The sequence below is a fragment of the Amycolatopsis balhimycina FH 1894 genome, assembly GCF_000384295.1.
Taxonomy (GTDB): Bacteria; Actinomycetota; Actinomycetes; order Mycobacteriales; family Pseudonocardiaceae; genus Amycolatopsis; species Amycolatopsis balhimycina.
In genome coordinates this window covers 1224411-1245426 of record NZ_KB913037.1, presented here as the reverse complement: position 1 = coordinate 1245426, position 21016 = coordinate 1224411, and the positions used below count along the sequence as shown (strand labels likewise).

At 71.5% G+C, this 21016-nt stretch carries 21 protein-coding genes and 2 pseudogenes; 10 read left to right on the top strand and 13 right to left on the bottom strand.

Annotated features, from left to right (window positions below; genetic code table 11):
* Positions 1-33 precede the first annotated feature (33 nt).
* Positions 34-1674, bottom strand: coding sequence for a glycoside hydrolase family 44 protein (locus A3CE_RS0104845; protein WP_020638937.1), 1641 nt, complete (start codon positions 1672-1674; stop codon positions 34-36).
* A 234-nt stretch (positions 1675-1908) separates the two neighbouring features.
* On the opposite strand from A3CE_RS0104845, the gene A3CE_RS0104840 reads away from it, so the two are divergent.
* Positions 1909-2799, top strand: a complete 891-nt coding sequence (locus tag A3CE_RS0104840) for an expansin EXLX1 family cellulose-binding protein (RefSeq protein ID WP_026468149.1) — start codon at positions 1909-1911, stop codon at positions 2797-2799.
* A gap of 8 nt (positions 2800-2807) precedes the next feature.
* On the opposite strand, the gene A3CE_RS0104835 is transcribed toward A3CE_RS0104840, so the two are convergent.
* The 3 genes from A3CE_RS0104835 to A3CE_RS0104825 form a co-directional block, all read right to left on the bottom strand.
* Positions 2808-4469: a glycoside hydrolase family 27 protein gene (locus A3CE_RS0104835; protein WP_020638935.1), complete on the bottom strand. Its 1662-nt coding sequence runs from the start codon at positions 4467-4469 to the stop codon at positions 2808-2810.
* A gap of 126 nt (positions 4470-4595) precedes the next feature.
* Entirely contained in the window at positions 4596-5090 is a 495-nt protein-coding gene (locus tag A3CE_RS0104830; protein ID WP_211231808.1) for a hypothetical protein, read from the bottom strand.
* A 344-nt stretch (positions 5091-5434) separates the two neighbouring features.
* The gene (locus A3CE_RS0104825; RefSeq protein ID WP_026468148.1) at positions 5435-8113 is read right to left on the bottom strand and encodes a glycoside hydrolase family 9 protein; all 2679 of its coding nucleotides are present in this window, start codon (positions 8111-8113) and stop codon (positions 5435-5437) included.
* Positions 8114-8386: 273 nt separating this feature from the next.
* Here A3CE_RS0104825 and A3CE_RS0104820 point away from each other — a divergent pair, with 273 nt between their 5' ends.
* The 3 genes from A3CE_RS0104820 to A3CE_RS0104810 are packed head-to-tail and all read left to right on the top strand — an operon-like array spanning position 8387 to position 10691.
* Entirely contained in the window at positions 8387-9112 is a 726-nt protein-coding gene (locus tag A3CE_RS0104820) for a dihydrofolate reductase family protein (protein WP_020638933.1), read from the top strand.
* Between the two features lie 14 nt (positions 9113-9126).
* Positions 9127-9489, top strand: a complete 363-nt coding sequence (locus A3CE_RS0104815) for a YciI family protein (RefSeq protein WP_020638932.1) — start codon at positions 9127-9129, stop codon at positions 9487-9489.
* The gene (locus A3CE_RS0104810; protein ID WP_020638931.1) at positions 9486-10691 is read left to right on the top strand and encodes an RNA polymerase sigma factor; all 1206 of its coding nucleotides are present in this window, start codon (positions 9486-9488) and stop codon (positions 10689-10691) included. The genes A3CE_RS0104815 and A3CE_RS0104810 overlap by 4 nt, the downstream gene beginning before the upstream one ends.
* Positions 10692-10818: 127 nt before the next feature.
* On the opposite strand, the gene A3CE_RS0104805 is transcribed toward A3CE_RS0104810, so the two are convergent.
* The 5 genes from A3CE_RS0104805 to A3CE_RS0104785 all read right to left on the bottom strand — a co-directional run bounded on the left by A3CE_RS0104805 (position 10819) and on the right by A3CE_RS0104785 (position 13967).
* The gene (locus A3CE_RS0104805; RefSeq protein ID WP_020638930.1) at positions 10819-11241 is read right to left on the bottom strand and encodes a Rieske (2Fe-2S) protein; all 423 of its coding nucleotides are present in this window, start codon (positions 11239-11241) and stop codon (positions 10819-10821) included.
* A gap of 9 nt (positions 11242-11250) precedes the next feature.
* Positions 11251-11796 (bottom strand): DUF6529 family protein, encoded by a 546-nt coding sequence (locus A3CE_RS0104800; RefSeq protein WP_020638929.1) that lies wholly within the window; start codon positions 11794-11796, stop codon positions 11251-11253.
* A complete protein-coding gene (locus A3CE_RS0104795; protein ID WP_026468147.1) occupies positions 11796-12470 on the bottom strand; it encodes a hypothetical protein in 675 nt (224 codons plus the stop codon). The genes A3CE_RS0104800 and A3CE_RS0104795 overlap by 1 nt, the downstream gene beginning before the upstream one ends.
* Positions 12471-12603: 133 nt before the next feature.
* Complete coding sequence (locus A3CE_RS0104790) at positions 12604-13068, bottom strand: GNAT family N-acetyltransferase (protein WP_020638927.1); 465 nt, start codon at positions 13066-13068, stop codon at positions 12604-12606.
* 11 nt (positions 13069-13079) lie between these two features.
* On the bottom strand, positions 13080-13967 hold the full coding sequence (locus tag A3CE_RS0104785) for a 1-aminocyclopropane-1-carboxylate deaminase/D-cysteine desulfhydrase (protein ID WP_245589429.1): 888 nt from the start codon (positions 13965-13967) through the stop codon (positions 13080-13082).
* Between the two features lie 143 nt (positions 13968-14110).
* On the opposite strand from A3CE_RS0104785, the pseudogene A3CE_RS59745 reads away from it, so the two are divergent.
* Positions 14111-14272, top strand: a pseudogene (locus tag A3CE_RS59745) (nuclear transport factor 2 family protein); the annotation flags it as partial.
* Between the two features lie 84 nt (positions 14273-14356).
* Here A3CE_RS59745 and A3CE_RS56145 read toward each other — a convergent pair.
* Both A3CE_RS56145 and A3CE_RS56140 read right to left on the bottom strand, forming a co-directional pair.
* Positions 14357-14458, bottom strand: a pseudogene (locus A3CE_RS56145) (acyl-CoA desaturase); the annotation flags it as partial.
* A 64-nt stretch (positions 14459-14522) separates the two neighbouring features.
* On the bottom strand, positions 14523-14834 hold the full coding sequence (locus A3CE_RS56140) for a DUF6307 family protein (RefSeq protein ID WP_125591781.1): 312 nt from the start codon (positions 14832-14834) through the stop codon (positions 14523-14525).
* Between the two features lie 208 nt (positions 14835-15042).
* Between A3CE_RS56140 and A3CE_RS0104775 the strand changes: the two genes are divergently transcribed.
* The 4 genes from A3CE_RS0104775 to A3CE_RS0104760 all read left to right on the top strand — a co-directional run bounded on the left by A3CE_RS0104775 (position 15043) and on the right by A3CE_RS0104760 (position 17644).
* The gene (locus A3CE_RS0104775) at positions 15043-15399 is read left to right on the top strand and encodes an HPF/RaiA family ribosome-associated protein (RefSeq protein ID WP_020638924.1); all 357 of its coding nucleotides are present in this window, start codon (positions 15043-15045) and stop codon (positions 15397-15399) included.
* A 40-nt stretch (positions 15400-15439) separates the two neighbouring features.
* Positions 15440-15925, top strand: coding sequence for an STAS domain-containing protein (locus tag A3CE_RS0104770; RefSeq protein ID WP_020638923.1), 486 nt, complete (start codon positions 15440-15442; stop codon positions 15923-15925).
* A 156-nt stretch (positions 15926-16081) separates the two neighbouring features.
* Positions 16082-16738 (top strand): phosphoribosyltransferase, encoded by a 657-nt coding sequence (locus A3CE_RS0104765; protein ID WP_020638922.1) that lies wholly within the window; start codon positions 16082-16084, stop codon positions 16736-16738.
* A 225-nt stretch (positions 16739-16963) separates the two neighbouring features.
* Positions 16964-17644, top strand: a complete 681-nt coding sequence (locus tag A3CE_RS0104760; RefSeq protein WP_020638921.1) for a response regulator — start codon at positions 16964-16966, stop codon at positions 17642-17644.
* On the opposite strand, the gene A3CE_RS0104755 is transcribed toward A3CE_RS0104760, so the two are convergent.
* Positions 17604-18506 (bottom strand): hypothetical protein, encoded by a 903-nt coding sequence (locus tag A3CE_RS0104755; RefSeq protein ID WP_020638920.1) that lies wholly within the window; start codon positions 18504-18506, stop codon positions 17604-17606. The genes A3CE_RS0104760 and A3CE_RS0104755 overlap by 41 nt on opposite strands.
* A 172-nt stretch (positions 18507-18678) precedes the next feature.
* Here A3CE_RS0104755 and A3CE_RS0104750 point away from each other — a divergent pair, with 172 nt between their 5' ends.
* A complete protein-coding gene (locus A3CE_RS0104750; RefSeq protein ID WP_026468145.1) occupies positions 18679-20253 on the top strand; it encodes a sensor histidine kinase in 1575 nt (524 codons plus the stop codon).
* Between the two features lie 23 nt (positions 20254-20276).
* Here A3CE_RS0104750 and A3CE_RS59740 read toward each other — a convergent pair whose 3' ends face one another.
* Complete coding sequence (locus A3CE_RS59740; RefSeq protein WP_020638918.1) at positions 20277-20522, bottom strand: RGCVC family protein; 246 nt, start codon at positions 20520-20522, stop codon at positions 20277-20279.
* Positions 20523-21016 lie beyond the last annotated feature (494 nt).

The window sequence follows — 21016 nt, the reverse complement described above, 5'->3', positions numbered from 1 at the left end:
AGGCGGCCCGCATGCTCGCCTGCGGCGGCTCCCTCAGCTCCGGTGCTGCGGCACGACCAGCAGGGTGATGGAGTTCGCCGGGTACGTCGTCGTGACGCGGCCGTGGTTCACGGCGAGATCCGCACCCCGCACGATCGAGGAGAGATCGGCCGGGCTGTAGGTGAACCGCTGCGCCTTGGCGCTGCCGGCGGCACCCGCGATCGACAATGGGGCACTGAGTTCGGTGCCGGTCTTGTTGATCACCATCAGGGTGAGGGCGCCGTCGCAGCGGCGCTGCGCGCCGTAGACCGCGAGCTGTCCCTGGTCGCTGCTGGCGGCCGACACGCTGACGTCGCCGAACCGGCTCCCGGCCCCGTCGTAGTTGCGGTACATCCGGAACGCGTACGCGGCGGGGTCGGCCGGTTTCGGTTCGCCCCAGATGGTGGCCAGGTCGAGGCCCTCGCGGCCGAAGATGCCGAGGACGTCGGCCTCGGCCAGTGCGCCGTTGATGTCGTCCAAGGCGCCCCAGTTGTACTCGGTGATCGCGGTCTTGGTGCCGGGGGCGTACTGCGAGACCCACTTCTTCATCGTGCGGATGAACTGCAGCGGGGGAGCGTTGACCCCGCTCGGTCCGATCCACGACTCCTCGACGTAGTCCGGGTCCCACAGCGAGCGCGTCGACCGCAGCCGCAGCGCGTTGGCTTCGGGGGTCTTGTCGCCGCTGATCTGGGGGTAGTAGTGCTGGTCGAAGTAGTCGAGGAGCCGCTTGCCGGCGGCGCTGCTCGCGTCCTTCATGTTCTTCAGGAACCACTGGGACAGGTTGAGCCCGCCGTGGGCGGCGGCGTCCGCTCCCGGCGCGCACCCGTCCAGCCCGGAGGCGACCCACTCGCAGTAGCCCCAGCCCGACGGGCCGAGCACCGCCGCCCGCGGATCGGCCGCCTTGATCGCCGTGGCGGTCGCCGTGCTCTTGCCGCCCAGCTCGTCGTCGGTCACCGGCTGCGGGTGCACGTCGCGGTGGGTGGAGCTCCACAGCACCGGCTCGTTGTCCAGCTCGTAGATCGGCACACCGCCGCGCGTCGCCAGGCCGAACTGGCCGACCAGGTGCGACACCATCTCGCCCGCGAACGACGCGTCCGCCGGGACGGAGGTGTCGCCTGCTTCGGCCCCGGTGAGGTTCGTGTTGTTCAGCCTGCCGTTGCCGCAGTTGGCGTCCCACTGGTCGAACGAGTCCTGGGCCGGGAACCGGGTGGCCGGGAAACCGCAGGCGTGCGGCGACGACGGTGAGTCCTTGGCCACCCAGCCGGACATCGGCACGGTGACCACCTGCTTGATCCCGTGGTCGCGGTTCCGCTGGACGTAGGCCTCGAGGGTGTTGTCCGGCCCGGCCACGATGTTTTCGAAGTACCAGTCGCTGCCGGTGTTGTAGGTGTGGTTCTTGAAGTTGTACCGGCTGCTCGCGTTCCCGCCCCAGCGCGAGACCGGGGTGCCGAGCTCGGCGACCAGCGCGGGATCGCCGCCGTTCATCCCGTAGATGTCGGGACTGATCGCGTGCCGGGCCGCGAACAGGTCCACGGACAGGCTGAGCCCGGCGGCGGAAGCCGGTGGCGCCGCAACGGCCTGCGTGGTCAGCAACGCGGCCAGGACACAGCCACTCGCCGTGCCCGGCCGGAGGTGACGTCGTCGCTGACCGGCCATCGGAGACTCCTGACGTCGATGTATGGGAGCGCTCCCATACGCTACCCGCAGGGCGCGGGTCGTCAATCGGTCGATCGGACGTGTGGCCGTGCTCCGTGGCGAAGTGCGAGGCCGGGCACCAGCCCGTCACGGTCGGTATGTTAACGCTCACACAATTCAGCCGGACCGTCGTTGACGTGCCTGTGGTGCCTGTCTACTGTGGACCACCAATCCAGGTCGTGGTCAGGAGGTGCGGTGCCCAGACGCGGGGTGATCGTGTCGGTGGTGGCGTTGTTCGTGGTGACCGTGGCGGTCGTCGTCACCCTGGTCGCGATCCGGGCGAACGGAACGGACGCCGCCGAAGCGGCGAATGCGCCGACCAGCGCCCCCGCGATCGAGCCTGCCGTCACCGCCCCGTCCGTGAGCACGCCGTCGAGTTCGGCCGCGACCACGACGACGACCGCCGCGTCGGCCGGCGTCACGCGTTCGACGTCCGCGGCCGCCCCGGTGGCCGCGTCGGGCGACGCGCCGCTCGCCGGGAAGATCAAGCCGGGGGTCACCCGCTCCGGAGTGGCCACCTTCTACGACACGGACGGCACCGGCGCGTGCGGGTACGACGCGAGCCCGGACCCGTTGAACGCGGCGATGAACGTCGCCGACTTCGAAGGCTCCCAGGCGTGCGGCGCCTACGTCCAGGTCCAGGCGGCCGGCGGCGCGAGCGTGACGGTGCGGATCACCAACCTGTGTCCGGCGCCGTGCCGGGTCGGGCAGCTGGACCTGAACCCGAAGGCGTTCGACCACCTCGGGGCGCGCAACCTCGGGGAGATCCCGGTCACCTGGAAGCTGGTGAACCCGCCGACGGCGAAGCGGATCTCCCTCCGCTACAAGACCGGCTCGTCCCAGTACTGGTGCGGCATCCAGGTGATCGACCACCGCAACCCGGTGGCCCGGCTGGAAGTCCGCGCGGGCGGCGCCTGGAAGCAGCTGCAGCGCACCGACTACAACTACTTCCTGTCCGAGAACGGCGCCGGGTGCGGCGGGTCCGTCGCGGTCACCGACATCTACGGCGAACGGCTGGTCATCGACCCGCTGCCGGTCAAGCCCGACGTCGTCCAGCCGACGAGCCGGCAGTTCGCCCAGCACTGAGCTCTCGCTCACGCCGCGGGCGCCGTCCACTGCTGGTTCGGCTGGCCGTTGCAGGACCAGAGGATCACCTTGGTGCCGTTCGCGGTTCCCTGGCCGTTCGCGTCCAGGCAGAGGTTCGACTGGACACCCGTGATCGTGCCGTTCGCGGTGACCGTCCACTGCTGGTTGGCCTGGCCGTTGCAGTCCCAGATGACCACCGGTGTCCCGTTCGCCGTGCCCTGGTTGGACGCGTCGAGGCACTTGGTGCCGTAGACCGTCAGCTGGCGGCTCGCCGTGCGGGTCCAGGTCTGGCCGGGCGTGCCCTGGCAGTCCTGCAGCTGCAGCTGGGTGCCGTTCGCCGAGGTCCCGTTCGGCACGTCGAGGCAGCGACCGGACTGCTTGCCGGTGATCGCCCCGCCGGCCGGGGGCGTGCCGTCGCCTCCGGTGACCGTGAGCAGGACCGCCTCCCCGGCCGGGACCGACGTGGCGTAGCTCGAGGCGAAGGTGCCGCGGTCGGCGCCGGCCCAGACGTCGCGCACGGTGGCCGAACCCGTCAGGCCGAGCGACGACCACCGCGCGGTGATGGTCGCGGCCGAGCCGGTGCGGTTGAGCAGCACGACGGCCCGGCGGCCCGTGCCGGACAACACCTTCTGGTACACCTGGAGTCCCGAAGCGTCCTCGGCGACCTTCGTGCCCTGCCGCCCGAGCGGGTCCTGGTCGACGGCGATCATCTCACGGTTGGTCAGCGCGGCGCGGGTGGCGGCGCTCATGTCACTGGGCTTGTTGCCCGCGATCAGGGGGGCGCCCGAGATCGCCCACAGGCTCAGGTGGGTGCGGTTCTGCGCGTCGGAGAAACCCGACAGGCCGGCGACGAGCATGTCGGGGTCGTTGTAGTGCCCGGGGCTCTGCGCGCTCGCGTGCTGCGCGGCGTCGAAGTTGGCCAGCACGCGCGACATCGCCGGCCGCTCGCCCCAGTAGATGATGTCGCCGCTGGTCCGCCAGAGGTTGGCGATGCCCGGCGCCCAGTTCCACGGCTGGTTGCCGCCCCATTCGCAGACGGAGAACACCATCGGGCGCCCGGTCTGGGCGGTGGCGCGCGTGATGGCGTCGCTGATCGCGGTGTAGGAGGCGCGCGCGTCGAGCTTCTCGACCGAACCGCCGCACCAGTCGACCTTCACGTAGTCGAAGCCCCAGCGGGAGAACTGGAGGAAGTCCTGGTCGTAATGGCCTTCGGCGCCCGTGCCGGGGTAGGCGGGATGCCCGGTCGGGTAGTAGTACCCGCACCCGTTGCGGCCGGCGTCGGTGTAGATGCCCGCTTTCAGGCCCTTGCTGTGGATGTAGGCGGTGATGGCGGACATCCCGCCCGGCCACTTGGCGGTGTCGACGGTGATGTTTCCGCCCGAGTCGCGGGCGCCCGTCCACCAGCCGTCGTCGATGTTGACGTACTCGTAGCCCGCGTCCTTCATGCCGGAGGCCACGATCGCGTCCGCCTGCTGCTCGATGACGGTGTGGTCGATCGTCCCGGCGAAGGAGTTCCAGGAGTTCCATCCCATCGGCGGCTTGGTGATCGGCGCCGCCGCCGATGGGGCGGCGCTCGACGGCGTCGCGAGGGAAAAGAAGGCGGCGACCAGTGCGCAGATCGTCCACAGAGGACCGAGACGGCGTGGCGACGCGACATGTTCGTGCGACAACGGAACCCCCATCAGCGTTGACGGCGAGCCGGACTGTGGCAGAGATGTGAACGCTAACACAGTCGCGGCCCGCCGCCGTGAAACTTACATTTTCGTCGCCTTCACCTTGCGGCGACGCGAATGCGGTCAGCCGATGCCGAGCACGGACTTGGCGGTGGTCCAATCGTCGAGCATGGCGTTCTGGGCGGCGGCGAGGGTGGCCCGGCCGGCGCACACCGCCTTCTTGACCGCGTTCTCGACGGAATCCTTGGTGGCGGAGTTCTGGTCACCGGAGTGCGGCTCGGGCCAGAGGTTGCGCGGGTCCTTCGGGGCGCCGCCGAGTTCGAGGGGGAGGAAGTGGTCCTCCTCGTAGTCGGACAAGCTCGTGTCCGAGTAGCCGTAATCGATGATGCCCTGCTTCTTCAAGCCGTTGGTGTAGCTGGTGGACGGGCGGATCGTCGCGGTCCAGCCGGACACGCAGATCGTCGAGCCGATGGTGGACTGGGTGACGTCCGGGTTCTTCGCGCCCGGCGTGCAGGCCGGGTCGGGCAGCGGCAGATCGGCCTGCGAGCACGACGCGGCGGCCGCGACCGCGGCGGTGGCGTGTGCGGGAACGTCGGCCAGGCCGAGGGACGTGGTCAAGACGGCGAGCGTGGCGCAAGCGCGAAAAACGGCACGGCGCATCGGAGTTTCCTTCCGCGTGGGGACCGGGAATGCGCCATCACCCTGCGGGAGCACGGCGACGACACGGTGACAGTGAAGAAGCCACGAGGTGTCGGCACCACTGCGAAACTGCTTGACGGGCCGGGTTTCTGACACGCCGTCCCGAACATCCCGACCTTCGTCGGGTCGGCGGGGGACCGGCCCCTACGGCAGGCGCCCTGCCGTCCACGACGCCCATGCCCGGACGCGGCGAGCACGGCGGTGAACCGCTCGCGACGCCCGGGTCACGGCGTGGCTACAGTGAGTCGTGAATCCGCTACCGATCAGGGTTCAGTACCCCAAGCGAGGGTTCCGGCCTGGTAGGCGGTCGCGGTGGCGAGATCGGTGAACGACGCCGCCGTGCGGTAGCTGTAGTCGTCGGCCTGGTTGAACGCGGACCAGTCGGCCTTGGCGACCCGGACCTGGACTTCGCCGGTGCTGCCGCCGGCGGCGAGGGTGCCGCCGCTGAAGGCGACCTCCACGTAGGCGTCGGCCCCCGGGCGCGGCGTACTGAGCTTCACCACGCGCAGGGTGACGTTGCCGCAGCCGGGAACCGCGTAGTCGCACCAGATCTGGTAGCCCGGGTTGGTCGCGTCGCCGGTGAACCAGTAGCGCGCGGTGACGCTGTTCAGCGCGACGGGCGTGCTGCCCCGGTTGACGAGCTGGAGGCTGGTGCGGATCTGGTTGTCCGTGGCGCCGCTGCCGGCGCGCTGCTGCACGGCGAGCGAGCCGGTGCCGGGGTTGCCGCCGGCGGTGGTGACCGACACCGGGCTGCTGGCGGGGGACTGGTTGCCGGCGGCGTCCCGGGCGCGCACCGAGAACGTGTACGCGGTGCCCGGGGTGAGACCGGTGACCTGGTAGCTGGTGCCCGTGGTGCTGCCGACCGCCGTACCGGCCGCGTTCAGCACGTCGTACCCGGTGACGCCGACGTCGTCGGTCGCGGCGGTCCAGGTGAGGCCGACGCTGGTGCTGCCGGCGGTGGCGGTGACCCCGGTGGGTGCCGCCGGCGGCGTGGTGTCCCCTGTGGACGGTCCCGGCTGGGTGCCCCACACCACCGCGGAACCCTGCGAGAGCACCAGCCGCGGGTTGTCCGCGGGCGCGGTCCCGCTCGGGGCGAGGCCGGTGTGCGACCAGTCGTTGCCGGGGTCCCAGGTCCCGGTGCTGGTGATCCGGAACTGCACCTCCTTGCGGTAGCGGGACTGGCCGCCGGGGGCGACGCCACCGGGGCACGGAACCTCGACGTAGTAGATCGGGCCGGAGAACTGATGCACGGTCGGCGCGTCGCACTGGTTGTACGCGGAGGTGACGGAGATCTGGCCGGGCGTGGTGGCGCCGTCGAGGGTGAAGTAGTAGCGCAGCGAGCCGGTGAACGTGCGCGCCGGCCACGCCGACTTGTTGATCACATACGCCTTGACCTCGGTGAACGTGCCGCCGTCGGGCTGGTTGAGCGCGCCTTGGGCCAGGATCTCCGGGCCGTCCGGGGTTTCCTTCGGCGGGAAGGCGGCCAGTGGCGTGCCGCCGTACTCGCCGTAGAGGCGGGCCAGCGCGCCGGTGAAGCCGGCGTTGTAGTCGAGTGCCACCTCGTTCATCGTGTAGTTGGTGCGGTCGTCGGTGTACGCGTCGTTGGCCGAGGTGGGACCGCCGACCAGCGCGCCGTACAGGACGTGCCGGCTCTGCGCCGGTTCGGTGATGGTGTCGGCCCAGGAGCCGTGCGCGGTGCGGTGGTGCGGGTTGCGGGGCGGGTTGACGCCGAACCCGGCCTCGAAGCTCGCGCCGCGCGGGTTGTCGCCGAGCGCGTAGTTGATCTGCCGCACGCCGAAGTCGTGGTACGTGGTGGCCCGGGCGGGATCGGTGGCGCGCAACCAGTCCGAGTAGGTGAGCGCCACGAACGCGGTGTTCGCCGCGTAGCGCAGCGACCCCCACTGGTCGAGCACGGCCTGCCCGCCGGGGGAGTAGGGCACGCGCTGGCCGTTGACCCCGGTGGTCCACCAGTCCAGCCAGCGGTCGGCGTCGGCGACGTACTCGGGGTCGTGGGTGAGCTGGGCGAGCAGGACGTAGGCGCCGTAGGACTTGTCGTCCCAGGCCAGTGTCCAGCGGTAGGAGCGGGTCGTGGTCTGCGGTTCGGTGGACAGCTTCTCGTATTCGGCGCGAGCCTTGGTCAGGTAGCTCGTGTCGCCGGTGGCCTTGTAGAGCCAGATCGCGCCCCACACCAGCTCGTCCTGGTAGCCGCTCCAGGACTTGTAGAAGCTCTGGGCGTCGGTGATGCATTGGGAGTAGACGCCGCGGTGGTTGTCGGCGAACGAGTACAGCTGCTTGGCGTGGGTGAGCAGGGTGGCCGCGTAGGCAGGGTCACCGGCCTGGAACACCAGCGAGCCGGCGGCCATCTGCGCGGCGGCTTCACCGGCGAGGTCCGAGCCGGGGCAGGAGTCGTCGATGCGGTAGGCGGGCCGCGCCATGGCCATCGTCTCGGCGGGGCCCCACCACTTGTGGTCGTCGTCGCCCTTGCCGACCTGGCCGTAGAGCACGTCGGGCTGCGGGTGCGCCTTGATCAGCCAGTCCGCGCCCCAGCGCAGGTTCGAGAGCAGGGACTGCCACTGGCCGGAGTTCTGGTAGGCGGCGCGGTTCTCCAGCGCGCCCCAGGCGAGCATGGTCATGCTGAACTCGAACGGCAGCCCGAACTTGACGTGGTCACCGGCATCGTAGAAGCCACCGGTGAGATCCAGGCCGGCGTCCTTGCCGTCGTCGAGGGCGGAGGGACCGCGCCAGGAGACGCGGTTGTCGGCGGGCAGCGCACCGGAGCGCTGGGCGTCGTAGAACCAGACGGCCTTCTGCAGCGCCTCGGCGTAGTTGAACTTTCCAGCCGGTGCGGCGCCCGCGGACGTCCCCGGAACCGCCAGGGTCAAGCCGAGCACGAGCAGCGCCACGACCGCCCGGACCGCCGCCTTCGTCGTCGAAGTGCGCACGCCGCCTCCTCGCGTCTGGGAGCGCTTCCAGAGCGAGGGTAAGGAGCCGGATCCGTTGTGTAAAGCGTGGGTTGCCGAGAGCCGGTCCTGACTCGGCCGCTCGGACTCAGCTGTGTGACAGCTGGATCCCAGCGGAATGATCCACGCTCTCGTGCTGTCCGAGGCGGAAATTCTCCCGGATTTCTCGTCGGCGCGTGTCGAGAACGAGCGGCCGGCTCCGACTGAGGGGCAGCGGCGGCCAACGGGGCCGCCACCACGAGCGGAGCGCGAACGATGACCAAGGTGACCGCCCAGATGTCGGTGTCCCTCGACGGCTTCTACACCGGGCCGCGGGACACGCGGGACAACCAGGACATGAGTGGCTGGATGCGGGGCCCCGAAGCGCCCGGGTTCTTCCGGGTCACCCGCTGGGCCGTCGACGCCATGGCCTGGCGCGAGCGGCAGGGCTTCGCCGGCGGGGAGCAGTCGATCGACTCGAAGATCGTCGAGGAGACGTTCGCCGCCGCCGGGGCCTACGTCATGGGCCGGCGCATGTTCGACGCCGGCGAGGTCCCCTGGGGTGAGGAACCGCCGTTCCGCGCGCCGGTGTTCGTCGTCACCCACCGTGCCCGGGAGGTGCTCGAACGTCAGGGTGGCACCTCCTTCACCTTCGTCACCGAGGGACTGGAGCGGGCCGTCGAGCTGGCCAGGGACGCCGCCGGCGGCAAGGACGTGGCGGTGGCCGGCGGCGGGGAGCTCGTGCGCCAGGTGCTGGCCGCCGGGCTGCTCGACCAGCTCGAGCTGCACATCGCCCCGGTGCTGCTGGGCGACGGCCAGCGCCTGTTCGGCCCCGGTTTGGGCCTCGGCGCGGACGACGGCATCGAGCTGGTCCCGGCCCGGGTCGTCGACGCGCCCGGGGTCACCCACATCCGCTATACCGTCACCCGGCGGGCGAAGCTGGTGCTGGACGATCGCGGCGCGAGCGGCGCCCTGGTCGGCTCGGCCGAGACCGAGCGGTGAGAGAGGACCGAACCGTGAAGTACATGCTGCTGATCTACGGCAACGAGGAAGCCTTCAACTCGGTGGGCGCGGAGACCCTCGCCGAGATCATCCGCGACACCGACGCGCTCAACCAGGAGCTGTTCGAGTCGGGCGAGCTGGTCGGCGCCTACGGCGTCGCCGACGAGGAGAACGCCAAGATGGTCCGGGTCACCGGCGGGACGCCGGTGGTGACCGACGGCCCCTACGCCGAGGCGAAGGAGTTCCTGGGCAGCTTCATGATCGTCGACTGCGACAGCCTGGAACGAGCCCTGGAGATCGCGGCTCGAGCCCCGTCGGCGCGCTACTGGGGGGTCGAGGTCCGGCCGCTGATGCACGAGGCGAACGTCGAGCCGTGACCGGCTGGCAGGCCGTCCGGCGGCTGGTCCCGGAGGTGCTCGGCGTGCTGGTGCGCCGCTACGGCCAGTTCGACGCCTGCGAGGACGCCGTCCAGGAGGCGCTGGCGGAGGCCGCGGCCCAGTGGCCGGTGCGGGGGTGGCCGGAGAACCCCCGGGCGTGGTTGGTGACGGTGGCGTCGCGCCGCCTCGCCGACCAGGTACGCAGCGACGCGGCCCGCCGACGGCGGGAGGAGGCCGACGCCCTCCGCACCCCGCCCGCCGGTGGCGATGTCCACGCGGGCGACGACACGCTCACGCTGCTGTTCCTGTGCTGCCACCCGGCGCTGACGCCCTCGTCGCAGGTCGCGCTGACCCTGCGGGCCGTCGGCGGCCTGTCGACCGCCGAGATCGCCCGGGCCTTCCTCGTGCCCGAGGCGACCATGGCCCAGCGCATCAGCCGGGCCAAGCAGCGCATCAAGGCGGCCGGAGCCGGCTTCCGGCTGCCGCCGCCGGCCGAGCAGGCGGAGCGGCTCGGCGTCGTGCTCCAGGTGGTCTACCTCATTTTCAACGAGGGCTACACGGCCACGTCGGGGACACGGCTGGTGCGGGCCGAGCTGACGGCCGAGGCCATCCGGCTGGCCCGCGAGCTCCACCGGCTGGTCCCCCGCGAGGGTGAGGTGGCCGGGCTCCTGGCCCTGCTGCTCCTGACCGACGCCCGCCGCCGGGCCCGCACGGCCCCGGACGGGTCGCTGGTGCCGCTGAGCGAGCAGGACCGGACGCTCTGGCACACCGACGCCATCGCCGAGGGCGTGGCACTGGTGACCGACACCCTGGCGAGGGGCCCGGTCGGCCCGTACCAGCTCCAGGCCGCCATCGCCGCCGTCCACGACGAGGCACCCACCGCCGAGGTCACCGACTGGCCGCAGATCCTGGCCCTCTACACGGTTCTGGAGCGCGTGGCCCCCAACCCGGCGGTGACGCTCAACCGGGCGGTGGCGGTGGCCGAGGTGCACGGACCCGCGGCCGGGCTGGCCCTGCTCGACACCCTCTCGGCCGACGAGCGCATCTCGGCCTCCCACCACCTGGTGTCGGTGCGAGCCCACCTGCTGGAGATGGCCGGCGACCACGACGCGGCCCGCGCCGGCTACCAGGAGGCAGCCCGGCGCACCACCAGCGAACCCGAGAAGCGCCACCTCCTGACCCGCGCCGCGCGGCTGGGGTGACTGACCGGCCGCGTTCGGCTGACGGGTCACCTGGGCCGGACCTGCGTCAGGTCGGGCAGGGATTCGGCCGGGCCACCTCGGGTCCACTGTGGACTGTCGTGGGGTCGACGGTCGCGAAGGCCTGCGCCTACGTCAGCGTGATCTTGCCGTTCGCGACGGTGACCGTCTTCTTTTCGAGGGCCTTCGCCGCCGGGCCGTTCGCCACCGAGCCGTCGGCGATCTTGAACTTGCTGCCGTGGCACGGGCAGTTGATGGTGCCGTTCGCGACGGTGTCGACCGTGCAGCCCTGGTGGGTGCAGATCGCCGAGAAGGCCGCGAACGTGCCCGCCGCCGGCTGGGTCACCACCACCTGCTTGTCCGCGAACACCTTGCCGCCGCCGACCGGGACGTCGCCCGCCGCGCCCAGCTCGGTGCCACCGGGCGCCGCGGGCGCCGGCGTGGCCGCGCTGCCGCCGTAGGTGCTGCAGCCCGCCACCAGGCCCGCGCCGGCTGCCGCCATCGCCATCGCCGTCCGGCGGGTGACCGCCGGGTCCGTGTCGTCGTTGCCCACTACCGCCCCCTAGAAGGTCAAGCCCGATTGGGTGAAGAACCACAGCGACGCGCTGAGCCAGAGCCCGACGAGCGCGGTGAACACGAGCCCGCCGAGGAGCGGGAGCGACCAGCCGGGCGCGCCGTCTTTGCGCAGCAGCAGCATCTTCGCGACGAACACGCCGTAGAAGAAGCAGCCGAGCAGGGAGTGCAGGAGGACACGCGTGTCGAACGACTGGAACCCGAGCGCGTAGAGGCAGTGCAGCGCCACCGGGATCGACACGAGGAACGCCAGCCGTCCCGACCAGCGGTGCACCGGCGCGATCCACGCGGGCACCGCGCGCCCGAGCTTGCCGTACATCGCCAGCGCCGAAAGCAGCTGCACGACGGCCAGCACGACGACGACCGTGGCCAGCCACGCCTTCACCGACTGCGGGCTGGAGAAGCCGGCGACGTTCACCGCGACGCCGGTCGGGGTGTGCAGGTTGCCGTAGACGCCGAGCACCACCGAGACGACGGCGCCGACGACCAGCGGCACGAGGAGCGCGGCCGCGGCGCGGTTGCCCGCCGTGGTCATCAGAAGTCACCCGCCCCGGTCAGGCCGCTGACCGGCTCGGCGGTGACGGGCGTGCCGTCGACGGCCGCGGTGCCGGCCGCCGCGTCGAGCGCGGGGGCGGCCGCCGAGTCCTCGTCCGTCGTGAGGATGCCGACCTGGCTGCCGTCGGGCTGCACGATCCAGCCGACCTTCGCCGTCTTGCCCTTGACCTTCGGCGCCGCACGGTAGAGCCCCGCGGGCTTCTTCGCCGTGGGCGCGGTGAACTGCCAGGTCTTGCCGGACGCCGTCACGGTGCCGGTGACCGAACCGGCGTCGAAGCTACCCGTCAGGCTGGAGTTCTTCGCTCCTTTGAGATCGAGCTTCCCATCGGCCGTCACGCCCTGCAGCCAGGCTTCGACCTTCTTGCCGTCGCAGAGGTAGGCGATCGCGTGGCCGTCGCGCACCGAGACCGCCACGGACGCGCCGCCGCCGGTGACGCGCCCCGCGTAGTCCGCCCGTGCGGGCGCTTCCGTGTGGGGTGCTTCGGTTTTCGGCGCTTCGGACGTCTTGGACGGCGCTGCCGTGGTGCTCGCGGCCGCGTTGGCGGCTCCGGCGACGGGGGCGACGCCCGTCCCGGTCGCCAGGTTGACGATTCCGATCCCGCCGGCGAGCACGACACCGGCGAGCAGTGTGAACAAAGGCCCCGGATGTTTCATCGTCTACCCCGCATTTCCCTATCCGACCACCATGCCCGTAACACGGAGGCCGGGGCGAAACAGCTCAAACGCTACGCGAGGAAAAGAGGTATCGCTTAGCCCCTGCAACCGGTTGCGCCGACCCTGACGGCAATCACCACCCGAGCCGCAGCACGACCTCCCCGTGGTCGATCTCCCCGGTCGGCGAGAAGCCGTACTTCCGGTAGAAGGCGCCCGGTCCGTCGTCGCCGGGCTGGTGGCTCGTGAGCAGTTCCTGCCCGCCGTCGGCCCGCACCAGCGCGACGACCTCGTCCAGCACCGCGCGGCCGATCCCGCGGCCCTGGTGCCGCCCGTCGACGAGCAGCCGCCACAGGAAGTAGGGCCCGAGGATGCCGGGCCTGCCGGGTGGCACGTTCCAGCTGAGCATCACGAACGCGACCGGCTCGCCGCCCGAGTAGACGGCCCGGTACCAGGGCTCACCCTCGGGCGTCGTCACGGCGTCCTCCAGCGACTTCGCCACCGAAGCGACGAACCGTTCCTGGCCGGGCCGCACGCGCAGGCCGCACACCTCGTCGCGGTTGTCGTCGGTGATTTCGACCAGGCGCACCGGTGTGGTCATTCCGCTCCCCCTCAGCTCAGTACCGCGACGACTCGAGTGCCCGGCCTGAAGCAGCCGGCTTCCGCACGCTCGAAGAGCCCGTAGAGCATCTTTGCCTCGTACACCCAGTCGAGGGTGATTCCGTGCCGGTCGCCGAAGTCTTCGATGAAGCTGTCGAGCGCCGGGCGACGCTTCGCGTAGCCGCCGAAGTGGAAGTCGGCGTCGACGTCCCAGTTCGTGGTGACGGTGCCGAGCGCCTCGAGCTGGAGGCGGCGAACTTCGTCGTCAAGGAACCGGCCGCCCTTCAGCACGGCGAAGCCGAGCGCGCGTTGCGGGCCCCGCAAGCCGGCCGCGATCCCGGCCAGGGTTCCGCCGGTTCCGGTGGCGCAGCAGATGATGTCGAAGCCGGTGGTGATTTCGCCGGCCAGTTCGGCGGTACCGCGCACGGCAAGGCCGTTGCTGCCTCCCTCGGGCAGGACGTAGCAAGGCCCGAACTCGCGGGTCAGCTCGGCGATCACGTCCGGTTCGGCCTTGCGGCGATAGGTCGCGCGGTCCAAATAGGTCAGTGTCATCCCGTGCGCACGGGCGTGGGCAAGGGAGTCGTTGAGCGGGTGATGCTCTTCGCCGCGGATGACCCCGACTGTCTCGAACCCCAGGTGGTGGCCGGCGGCCGCGGTCGCGCGGATGTGGTTCGAGTACGCGCCGCCGAAGGTCAGGAGCCGCGTGAAGCCCTGTTGCCGGGCTGCTTCGAGGTTGTAGCGCAGCTTCCGCCATTTGTTCCCGGGCAGGTCCGGGCCGATGAGGTCGTCGCGCTTGAGCCGGAGGTGGACACCACGGCGCTCGAGCCGCTCGTCGTGCAGCTCCACCAGAGGCGACGGCAGGTTGGCGAGGTCGGCCATCCTGTCTCCGATGCTGTGCACGCAAGACACCTCAATGCCCTCTACCGGGCGTCATCGCTCGACATTTCTGACATCGCGTCAGTCTGCCACATTGGTTACGTTGAGGTAACCGGCAACGATCGGGCAGCCTGGGGGTAGCAAGAAACCCGGAAAGGAAATGCTCGATGGCCGAATCGCCCACGCCGCTCGAAGTGGTGTACAAGTACTTCGACGCTTTGACTGCCAAGGACTTCGCCACGGTGGCCGGCCTGTTCGCCGATGACGTCGTCTGGCATCAGCCCGGCGGCAACCGGTTCTCCGGCACCCACCGCGGTAGCCGCGTGGTCGGGGACATGATCGGCGGAATGATGACCGTCAGCGAAGGTACTTTCGAACTGGCGCCCGTCGGCGGATGTACGGGTCGGCGGCCAGCCCCCGGCCACGGCGAGCGCGATCCGCACCGGGCGGGTGGCGGTGAACGCGCCGTGGGGGAAGTAGCGGTGGTAGCCGACCGTGATCCCCAGGGTCGTCACGAAAGCGGGTGCCGGGGTGATGATTTCTTTTTCTGCCATGGCGAAGTCGTTTCGGAGTGCTGGCTCAGCGCACTTTTTCGGGAATGGCGTCCAAGGTGTGCAACACCCGGACCGCGAGCGCGCGGGTCGCTTTGCCCGTGAGTTCCGTGTCTTTTCCGAGCACGCCCTGAACGAGCTTGACGCGCTGGTCGTACCGGGAAATGTAGGTGGCTTCGGTGCTCATCTGATCGGCCTCTCCGCTCCGGCAGGCCACCGCGGCAGAGCAGCCGCGGCGCGAGTTCCCGCCTGACTGAAGCCGCTGATTGTGGTGCCACCAGGATTGGCCTTCGCCATCGACTTCGGTCGGTGTCGCCAGGGTCCGGAGCGTGTGGTTCATCCTACGCCCTGAACCGGCGGCCGGATACTCGCCGTGGCCGCCGGGACGCCGCGTGCCGGGCAAAGGTTTCCTTCGGCCCCCGGACAGAGGACGTGTGACCCTGGGCAGCCGGCGACGCCGGCGCGCAGGATGGCCGGAGGCCGGTGGCCATCCGGAACGTCCGCTTCGCACGGGCCCCGGGCCACAGGTCGTCGAGAGGACACAACGCATGCTGATCCAGATCAGCACGGACCGGACCATGCACGGCGGCGAGGAGCTGGTCCGGCACTTCGAGTCGGAGCTCGCCGCCAGGCTGGCGCGGTTCAGCGACCACATCACGCGGCTGGAAGTCCATTTCAGCGAAGAAGCCACCACCGACGACGGACTGGACCGGCGCTGCGTGCTCGAGGCCCGGCCGGCCGGGCGGCGGGCGGTGGCCGTCAGCCATCGCGCGGGTTCCGTCGCCGAGGCGTGCCGGGGTGCCACGCACAAACTCGAGAGCGTGCTCGAAAGCGTGTACGGCCGGGCCGATCACCACAAGGGCGGGGATTCCATCCGGCACCAGGACGGGCACGCCGGACCGTGACGCCCCCGGCGCCGACGCCACATTCCGAGGAGATCCCATCGTGAAATCGTTCGTCTCCGACCTTCCGCGCCCCCGCCGCCCGCTCCTCAAATCCGTTCCGCCGCCGTTGCCCGGACCGGGCGGGGAGCCGGCCTCCGGGGGCCGCGAACCATCGGCCCACCGGTACCAGGACCTGACGATCACCGTGGAGAGGCAAGGCTGGGCGCTGGTCGTCGCCGTGGCCGGCGACGTCGACCTCAGCACCGCACCCATGCTCCGCGACGCGCTCGACGCGGCGCTGAGCCAGGCGCCGCGGCGGGTCGTCGTGGATCTGTCGCTCGTGCTGTTCCTGAATTCCGCCGGCCTGGAGGTGCTGCTCGACGCTCATCGCCGGGCCGGGCCGGGCATCGACCTGAGGCTGGTGGCGACGACACGCGCGACGCGGCGCCCGCTGCAGCTCGCCCGGGAATGCGAACGACTGACCGTGCACGCCTCGCGGGCAGCGGCCCTCGCGGCGCCGCGGCGGCCGGTCGCGGACGCCCGCTGACCACCTCGGTGCGGGTGGCGGGTCGTGCGCGCCTTGCCCTGTGGTGACCAGTGGTGCCGAACGGTCCGTCGCGTGGTGACCAACGGCCCTCGTGTCCCCTGGGCGGCTCGGTGATGCTGGAGGCGGTCGTCGAGGCACCACCGGACGGGAGTGGCCATGCGGTTCCGCGATCGACGGGAAGCCGGCGAACGACTGGCCCTCAGGTTGCGTCCGCTCCGCGGCGATCGAGCCGTGGTTCTCGGGCTGTCCGGCGGTGGGCTCGTGGTCGCGGGCCGGATCGCCGACGTTCTCGGTGCGCCGCTGGACATCCTGCTCACCCGCCGGATCGAGGTCGCCGGACCACCCGCGGCGACGTTCGGCGCGGTCGGGGAGGGCGGGCTGCTCGTGTGGGACCACACCGCCATCCGCCGTTCCGACATCGCGCCGGAGGAACTGACCCGGCTCACCGGCGGGGCGCGTGCCGAGCTTGCGCGGCGGGTCGGCGTCTACCGGCAGACCGTGGCGCCGGTGCCGATCGCGGGCCGGACGGTCGTCCTGGCCGACGACGGCGCCGCCACCGGCACGACCGCGCACACGGCGATCCGCGTCCTGCGTGCCCGCCAGGCCGGCCGGATCGTGCTCGCGGTTCCGGTCGCCCAGGCGAGCGTCCTCGACCGGCTCGCCCGCGAGGTGGACCAGATCGTCTGTCTTCGCTCACTGCCCTGGCTGCAGGCGGTCCGCAACAGCTACCGGAAGTTCGCCGTGGTCGCCGACGCCGAGGCGCTCGAACTCCTCCACCACGAACCCCGCCTGCCGACGGAGGTCCCCTGGTGAAGTCCACAATGGACGTCGAGGTCACGGACGAGCTGATCGGTGGCGGTACGATCCTCGTCGAAGGCCGCAGCGTGATCGGGTCCCGCACTCCGCTGATCCCCGGCGACCGCGCGGCAGGTGGCTTCGCGGTGGTTCCCTTACCGTGGCCCTCCCGCGCCGCGCGGCCTGGAGTCGCCGGACCTCTGTTGCGGGGTCGTTCGGCGCGGGCGGGCGTAGCCTGGGGCGGTGGATGACAGCACGCGGCACGACCCGCACGTCATCACGGTCTTCCTGGTCGACGACCACGAACTCGTGCGGCGCGGGGTCGCCGAACTCGTCGACGACGAACCCGACCTGACGGTCGTCGGGCAGGCTTCTTCGGTGGCCGAGGCCCTGGCCAGGGTGCCCGCACTGCGCCCGGACGTGGCGGTGCTGGACGTCCGGCTTCCCGACGGCAACGGGGTGGAGCTGTGCCGCGACCTGCGCGCGGCGCTGCCCGGCCTGCGGTGCCTGATGCTGACCTCCTTCACCGACGAGGATTCGATGGTCGAAGCGGTGCTGGCCGGCGCCGAGGGGTATGTGATCAAGGACGTGAAGGGGCTGCAGCTGGTCGACGCCATCCGCCGGGTGGGGTCCGGCGAGACCCTGCTGGACGGCCGCGCGGTCGCCGCGCTCGTGGCCGAGTTGCGGGCGAAGACCGGGAAGCCGAGCCCGCTGGCGGGGCTGAGCGAGCAGGAGCTCGTCCTGCTCGACCTGCTCGGGGAAAGCCTGACGAACCGGCAGATCGCCGAGCGGATGTTCCTGGCGGAGAAGACCGTCAAGAACTACGTGTCCCGGCTGCTGGCGAAGCTCGGGCTGGAGCGGCGGTCCCAGGCGGCCGTGCTGGTCACCGGGATCCACGACGCGCAACGCCGTCCGGGCTCCTAGCGTCGAAGGGGTGTTCGTCGCTGATCACGACGTCTTCGAGCAGCGCGTGCGCGGGGGACGCGACCGCGGTGCCGTGGCCGAGGCGAAGCATGATCTGGGGCCAGATCCCGCCGCCGAGCAGCTGCCGCAGTTCACGCCGGGTCGCCGGTACAGCCATGGCCTGCGAGGAGAGCGCCGCCGAGATCCCGGCGGCGCCGGCGGTCAGCAGGACCCGCTGCATGGCCTGGCCGGCCTGGAGCCGGGCGAGGGCGGTGTCGTGCAGGGTGCCGACGACCACGACCAGCCGGTCGGGCTCGAGGTCGAGGTCCGTCCCGCCGCCGGGACCGGGTGTCGCCGGCGGGACTTCCGCGCGGCGCATGATCTCCCGCAACGCCGGAACCTGCTCGGCGGTGATCGTGGCCAGCCACCCGCGTTCGATCTCGGCGCCGCGCCGGAGCTGCCGCTGGACCGAAGGAGGCACGACGGCGGCGGTGAACGGCCGGCGGTTGCTCCGCTGGTCGGCGATGGTGTCCGCCAGCGTCTGGTCGTGCGGGGCGTTCGTCTCGTGTCCCTGCGGCCGCACGACGGCGAGCAGGTCGGGCCGGTCGGCCGTGGGGAACAGGTGGACGTCGGGATGGCTGCCCTGCGCCTTGATCGCCAGCCGGAGGTTGAGCAGGGCCACCCCGCAGTTCAGGAGCCGTTCCCGCTGATCGCTGTCGGTGCTCGCGGCGGGGACGTCCGTGTACAGCTCGATGGCGTCCGGCGTGCACTGGAACCGCCAGGGCCGGGCGATCCGGAACGGCGAGGGAGCCGTCGCCGTGAGGAGGACGGATCGCACCTGGCTCGCGCTGAGCGGACCCACGGGCATGACACCGGTCTTCATGAGACAGCTCCGAGGTTCGCCGGACTTCGCTTCGTGCCCACCGTCCGCCCGAACAGGCCCCCGGCCAAGTGCCGAACGGCCTCGGACGTCCCGGCGAAGGTCGTCGGTTGCGAACACGGTGCGGTTCGCCCGGATCCCGCTGCGGGCCGGAGCGCTGTGCCAGTGTGGTGACATGCCCGAAGATGCCGCTTCGGGCCGGGACCGGATGGACGCGCTGCTCGCGGCCGTACTCGCGTTCTCCGCCGGTCTGGAGCTCGAGACGACGCTGCACCGGATCGTGACCGCCGCCGCCGACCTGGTCGACGCCCGCTACGGCGCCTTGGCCCTGCTCGACGACGACGGCCGGACGACCGGGCTCGCCGTCACCGGCGTCGACGACGCCACAGGAGGCCGGATCGGGCCACCACCGGCCGGCCACGAGCTGCTCGGCGCGTTCGTGACCGGCCGGGATCCGGTGCGCCTGGCCGACCTGGGCTCTCCACCGGGCAACCCGTCGACGCGGAGCTTCCTCGGTGTCCCGCTCGTGGTGCGGGGTGCCGTGCTGGGACGGTTGTACCTCGGTGGCGAGCACCCCTTCACCGCTGCCGACGAGCGGGCGATCGTGGCGCTGGCGGCGGCCGCCGGGATCGCCGTGGACAACGCGCGGCTGTACGGGGAAACCCGGAGCAGGCAACGGTGGCTGGAGGCCACTGGCGAGATCTCCGCCGAGCTGCTGGGCGGCGCCGACGTCCACGAGGTGCTGCGCCTGATCGCGAGCCGGACCGCCGGCCTCACCGGTGCCCAGGACGTCCTCATCGCGCTGCCCGCGGAACCCGGTGGGGTGCTGGTCGTCACGGTGTGCGCCGGACCGGACGCCGACGTGCTGACCGGCCGCCGGATCCCGCTCGGCGGATCGACCTCGGGCGCGGTGCTGGACGACCACGTGCCGCGCAGCGTGCCGAGCCTCGCGTTCGACCTGGGCCACGGCGTGGACCTCGGGCCGGCACTGGCGGTGCGGTTGCGGTCCACCGAGTCCAGTTCGGGTGTGCTCCTGGCGATTCGTCCGCGCGGGGCGCCGCTGTTCGAGGAGCACGAGCTCCAGATCGTGTCCGCCTTCGCCGACCAGGCCGCGCTGGCGCTCCGGGACGCCGAAAGCCAGGCCGCCCGGCGTGAGCTGGACGTCATGGTGGACCGTGACCGGATCGCCCGCGACCTGCACGACCAGGTCATTCAGCGGCTCTTCGCGGTCGGCCTGAGCATCGAGGGCACCCGCCGCCGGAGCGGCTCAGCCGCGGTCACCGTCCGGCTCGCCCGGCACATCGATCAGCTCCAGGACGTCATCGAGGAGATCCGGGGCGCGATCTTCGACCTGCACGCCGAACCGGGAGCCGGGCGGGGGCTGCGCGCACGCCTGCAGAACGCGGTCATCGACACGACCGCAGACTCGGCGATCCGCACGACGGTGCGGTTGGCGGGCTCGTTCGACCGGGTGCCCGCCGGCCTGGCCGAGCACGCCGAGGCGGTGGTCCGGGAAGCCGTCACCAACGTCCTGCGGCACGCGCGGGCCGACGAACTGGCGGTCACCGTGTCCCTGGACGGTGACCTGCTCGTCGAAGTCTCGGACACGGGGATCGGGATGCCGGAAGCCGCGGTGCGCAGCGGGCTCCGCAACCTCGAACGGCGCGCCGCGGAAGCGGGCGGGTCCTTCCGGGTCGAGCGCCCGGCCGGCGGTGGCACCCGTCTGATGTGGACGGTTCCGGTGCCCTGACGCCGGTCGAGCCGAGGCCGCGTTCAGCTGTTCGCCGGGTCGCCGACGCAGACGCAGCCGCGGTTGAACCCACCCGCCGTGGTGGCTGTGCAGAAACGGCGGGCGATCGAATCGTGTGAGCTCTGGGCATGGGAGCAGGCCGCACACGCAACTCCGGCCGTGGCGCCGGTTTCCGTACCGGCGCGGCCCGGTCGCACGTCGGCTCCCGTCAGGTCGGCCCCCGTCAGGTCGGCCTCCGTCAGGTCGGCTCGGAACGTCGCCGGTGTCATCGGGCGCGGCGTCCGGACGGGTCGTGTGCCCGCGGGTTCGCCGCGCGCGGCCGTCGCTGCGGACCGGAGCCGGCGTTGCCGCCGGACGGCGGTGCCGCCGTGCCCACCGGCTGGAGGAACAGGCTCCCGTACCGGTGCTCCTGGGGCGCGGTGAGCGCTCCGGGATGGGGTTCCTCGATGACGGGGTGGCTGAACAGCGAACTGTCCGAGGTGAGGCTACTGATCGGGATTTCCTTTCGTGGACGCCACCGGAGGTGGCGCGGTTCAGGCGGGCAGCGCTTCGGCGGCTTCGGCCTGCGCTGCGGCGGGCAGGGACCCGTCGCCGGTGCTGTCCCGGTCCGCGGCGGCCGCGAGGGCGCGCTCCGCGGCGTCGGGACCCGTTTCCGGCGGGACGACCAGCAGGTCAGCCGGAGCCGGTCCCAGCCGATCACCGACAGGGTGCCGGGGTGCTGCGACCGGAATCCCTCGAGCCGGACGACCGGATTGGAGCCGAG

What these genes read in the sequence shown, in the direction of transcription:
- A3CE_RS0104845 (WP_020638937.1), bottom strand. Translation starts at nt 1,674, where the DNA reads ATGGCCGGTCAGCGACGACGTCACCTCCGGCCGGGCACGGCGAGTGGC.
- A3CE_RS0104820 (WP_020638933.1), top strand. Translation starts at nt 8,387, where the DNA reads ATGACCAAGGTGACCGCCCAGATGTCGGTGTCCCTCGACGGCTTCTAC.
- A3CE_RS0104800 (WP_020638929.1), bottom strand. Translation starts at nt 11,796, where the DNA reads ATGACCACGGCGGGCAACCGCGCCGCGGCCGCGCTCCTCGTGCCGCTG.
- A3CE_RS0104795 (WP_026468147.1), bottom strand. Translation starts at nt 12,470, where the DNA reads ATGAAACATCCGGGGCCTTTGTTCACACTGCTCGCCGGTGTCGTGCTC.
- A3CE_RS0104790 (WP_020638927.1), bottom strand. Translation starts at nt 13,068, where the DNA reads ATGACCACACCGGTGCGCCTGGTCGAAATCACCGACGACAACCGCGAC.
- A3CE_RS56140 (WP_125591781.1), bottom strand. Translation starts at nt 14,834, where the DNA reads ATGAACCACACGCTCCGGACCCTGGCGACACCGACCGAAGTCGATGGC.
- A3CE_RS0104775 (WP_020638924.1), top strand. Translation starts at nt 15,043, where the DNA reads ATGCTGATCCAGATCAGCACGGACCGGACCATGCACGGCGGCGAGGAG.
- A3CE_RS0104765 (WP_020638922.1), top strand. Translation starts at nt 16,082, where the DNA reads ATGCGGTTCCGCGATCGACGGGAAGCCGGCGAACGACTGGCCCTCAGG.
- A3CE_RS0104755 (WP_020638920.1), bottom strand. Translation starts at nt 18,506, where the DNA reads ATGAAGACCGGTGTCATGCCCGTGGGTCCGCTCAGCGCGAGCCAGGTG.
- A3CE_RS0104750 (WP_026468145.1), top strand. Translation starts at nt 18,679, where the DNA reads ATGCCCGAAGATGCCGCTTCGGGCCGGGACCGGATGGACGCGCTGCTC.
- A3CE_RS59740 (WP_020638918.1), bottom strand. Translation starts at nt 20,522, where the DNA reads ATGACACCGGCGACGTTCCGAGCCGACCTGACGGAGGCCGACCTGACG.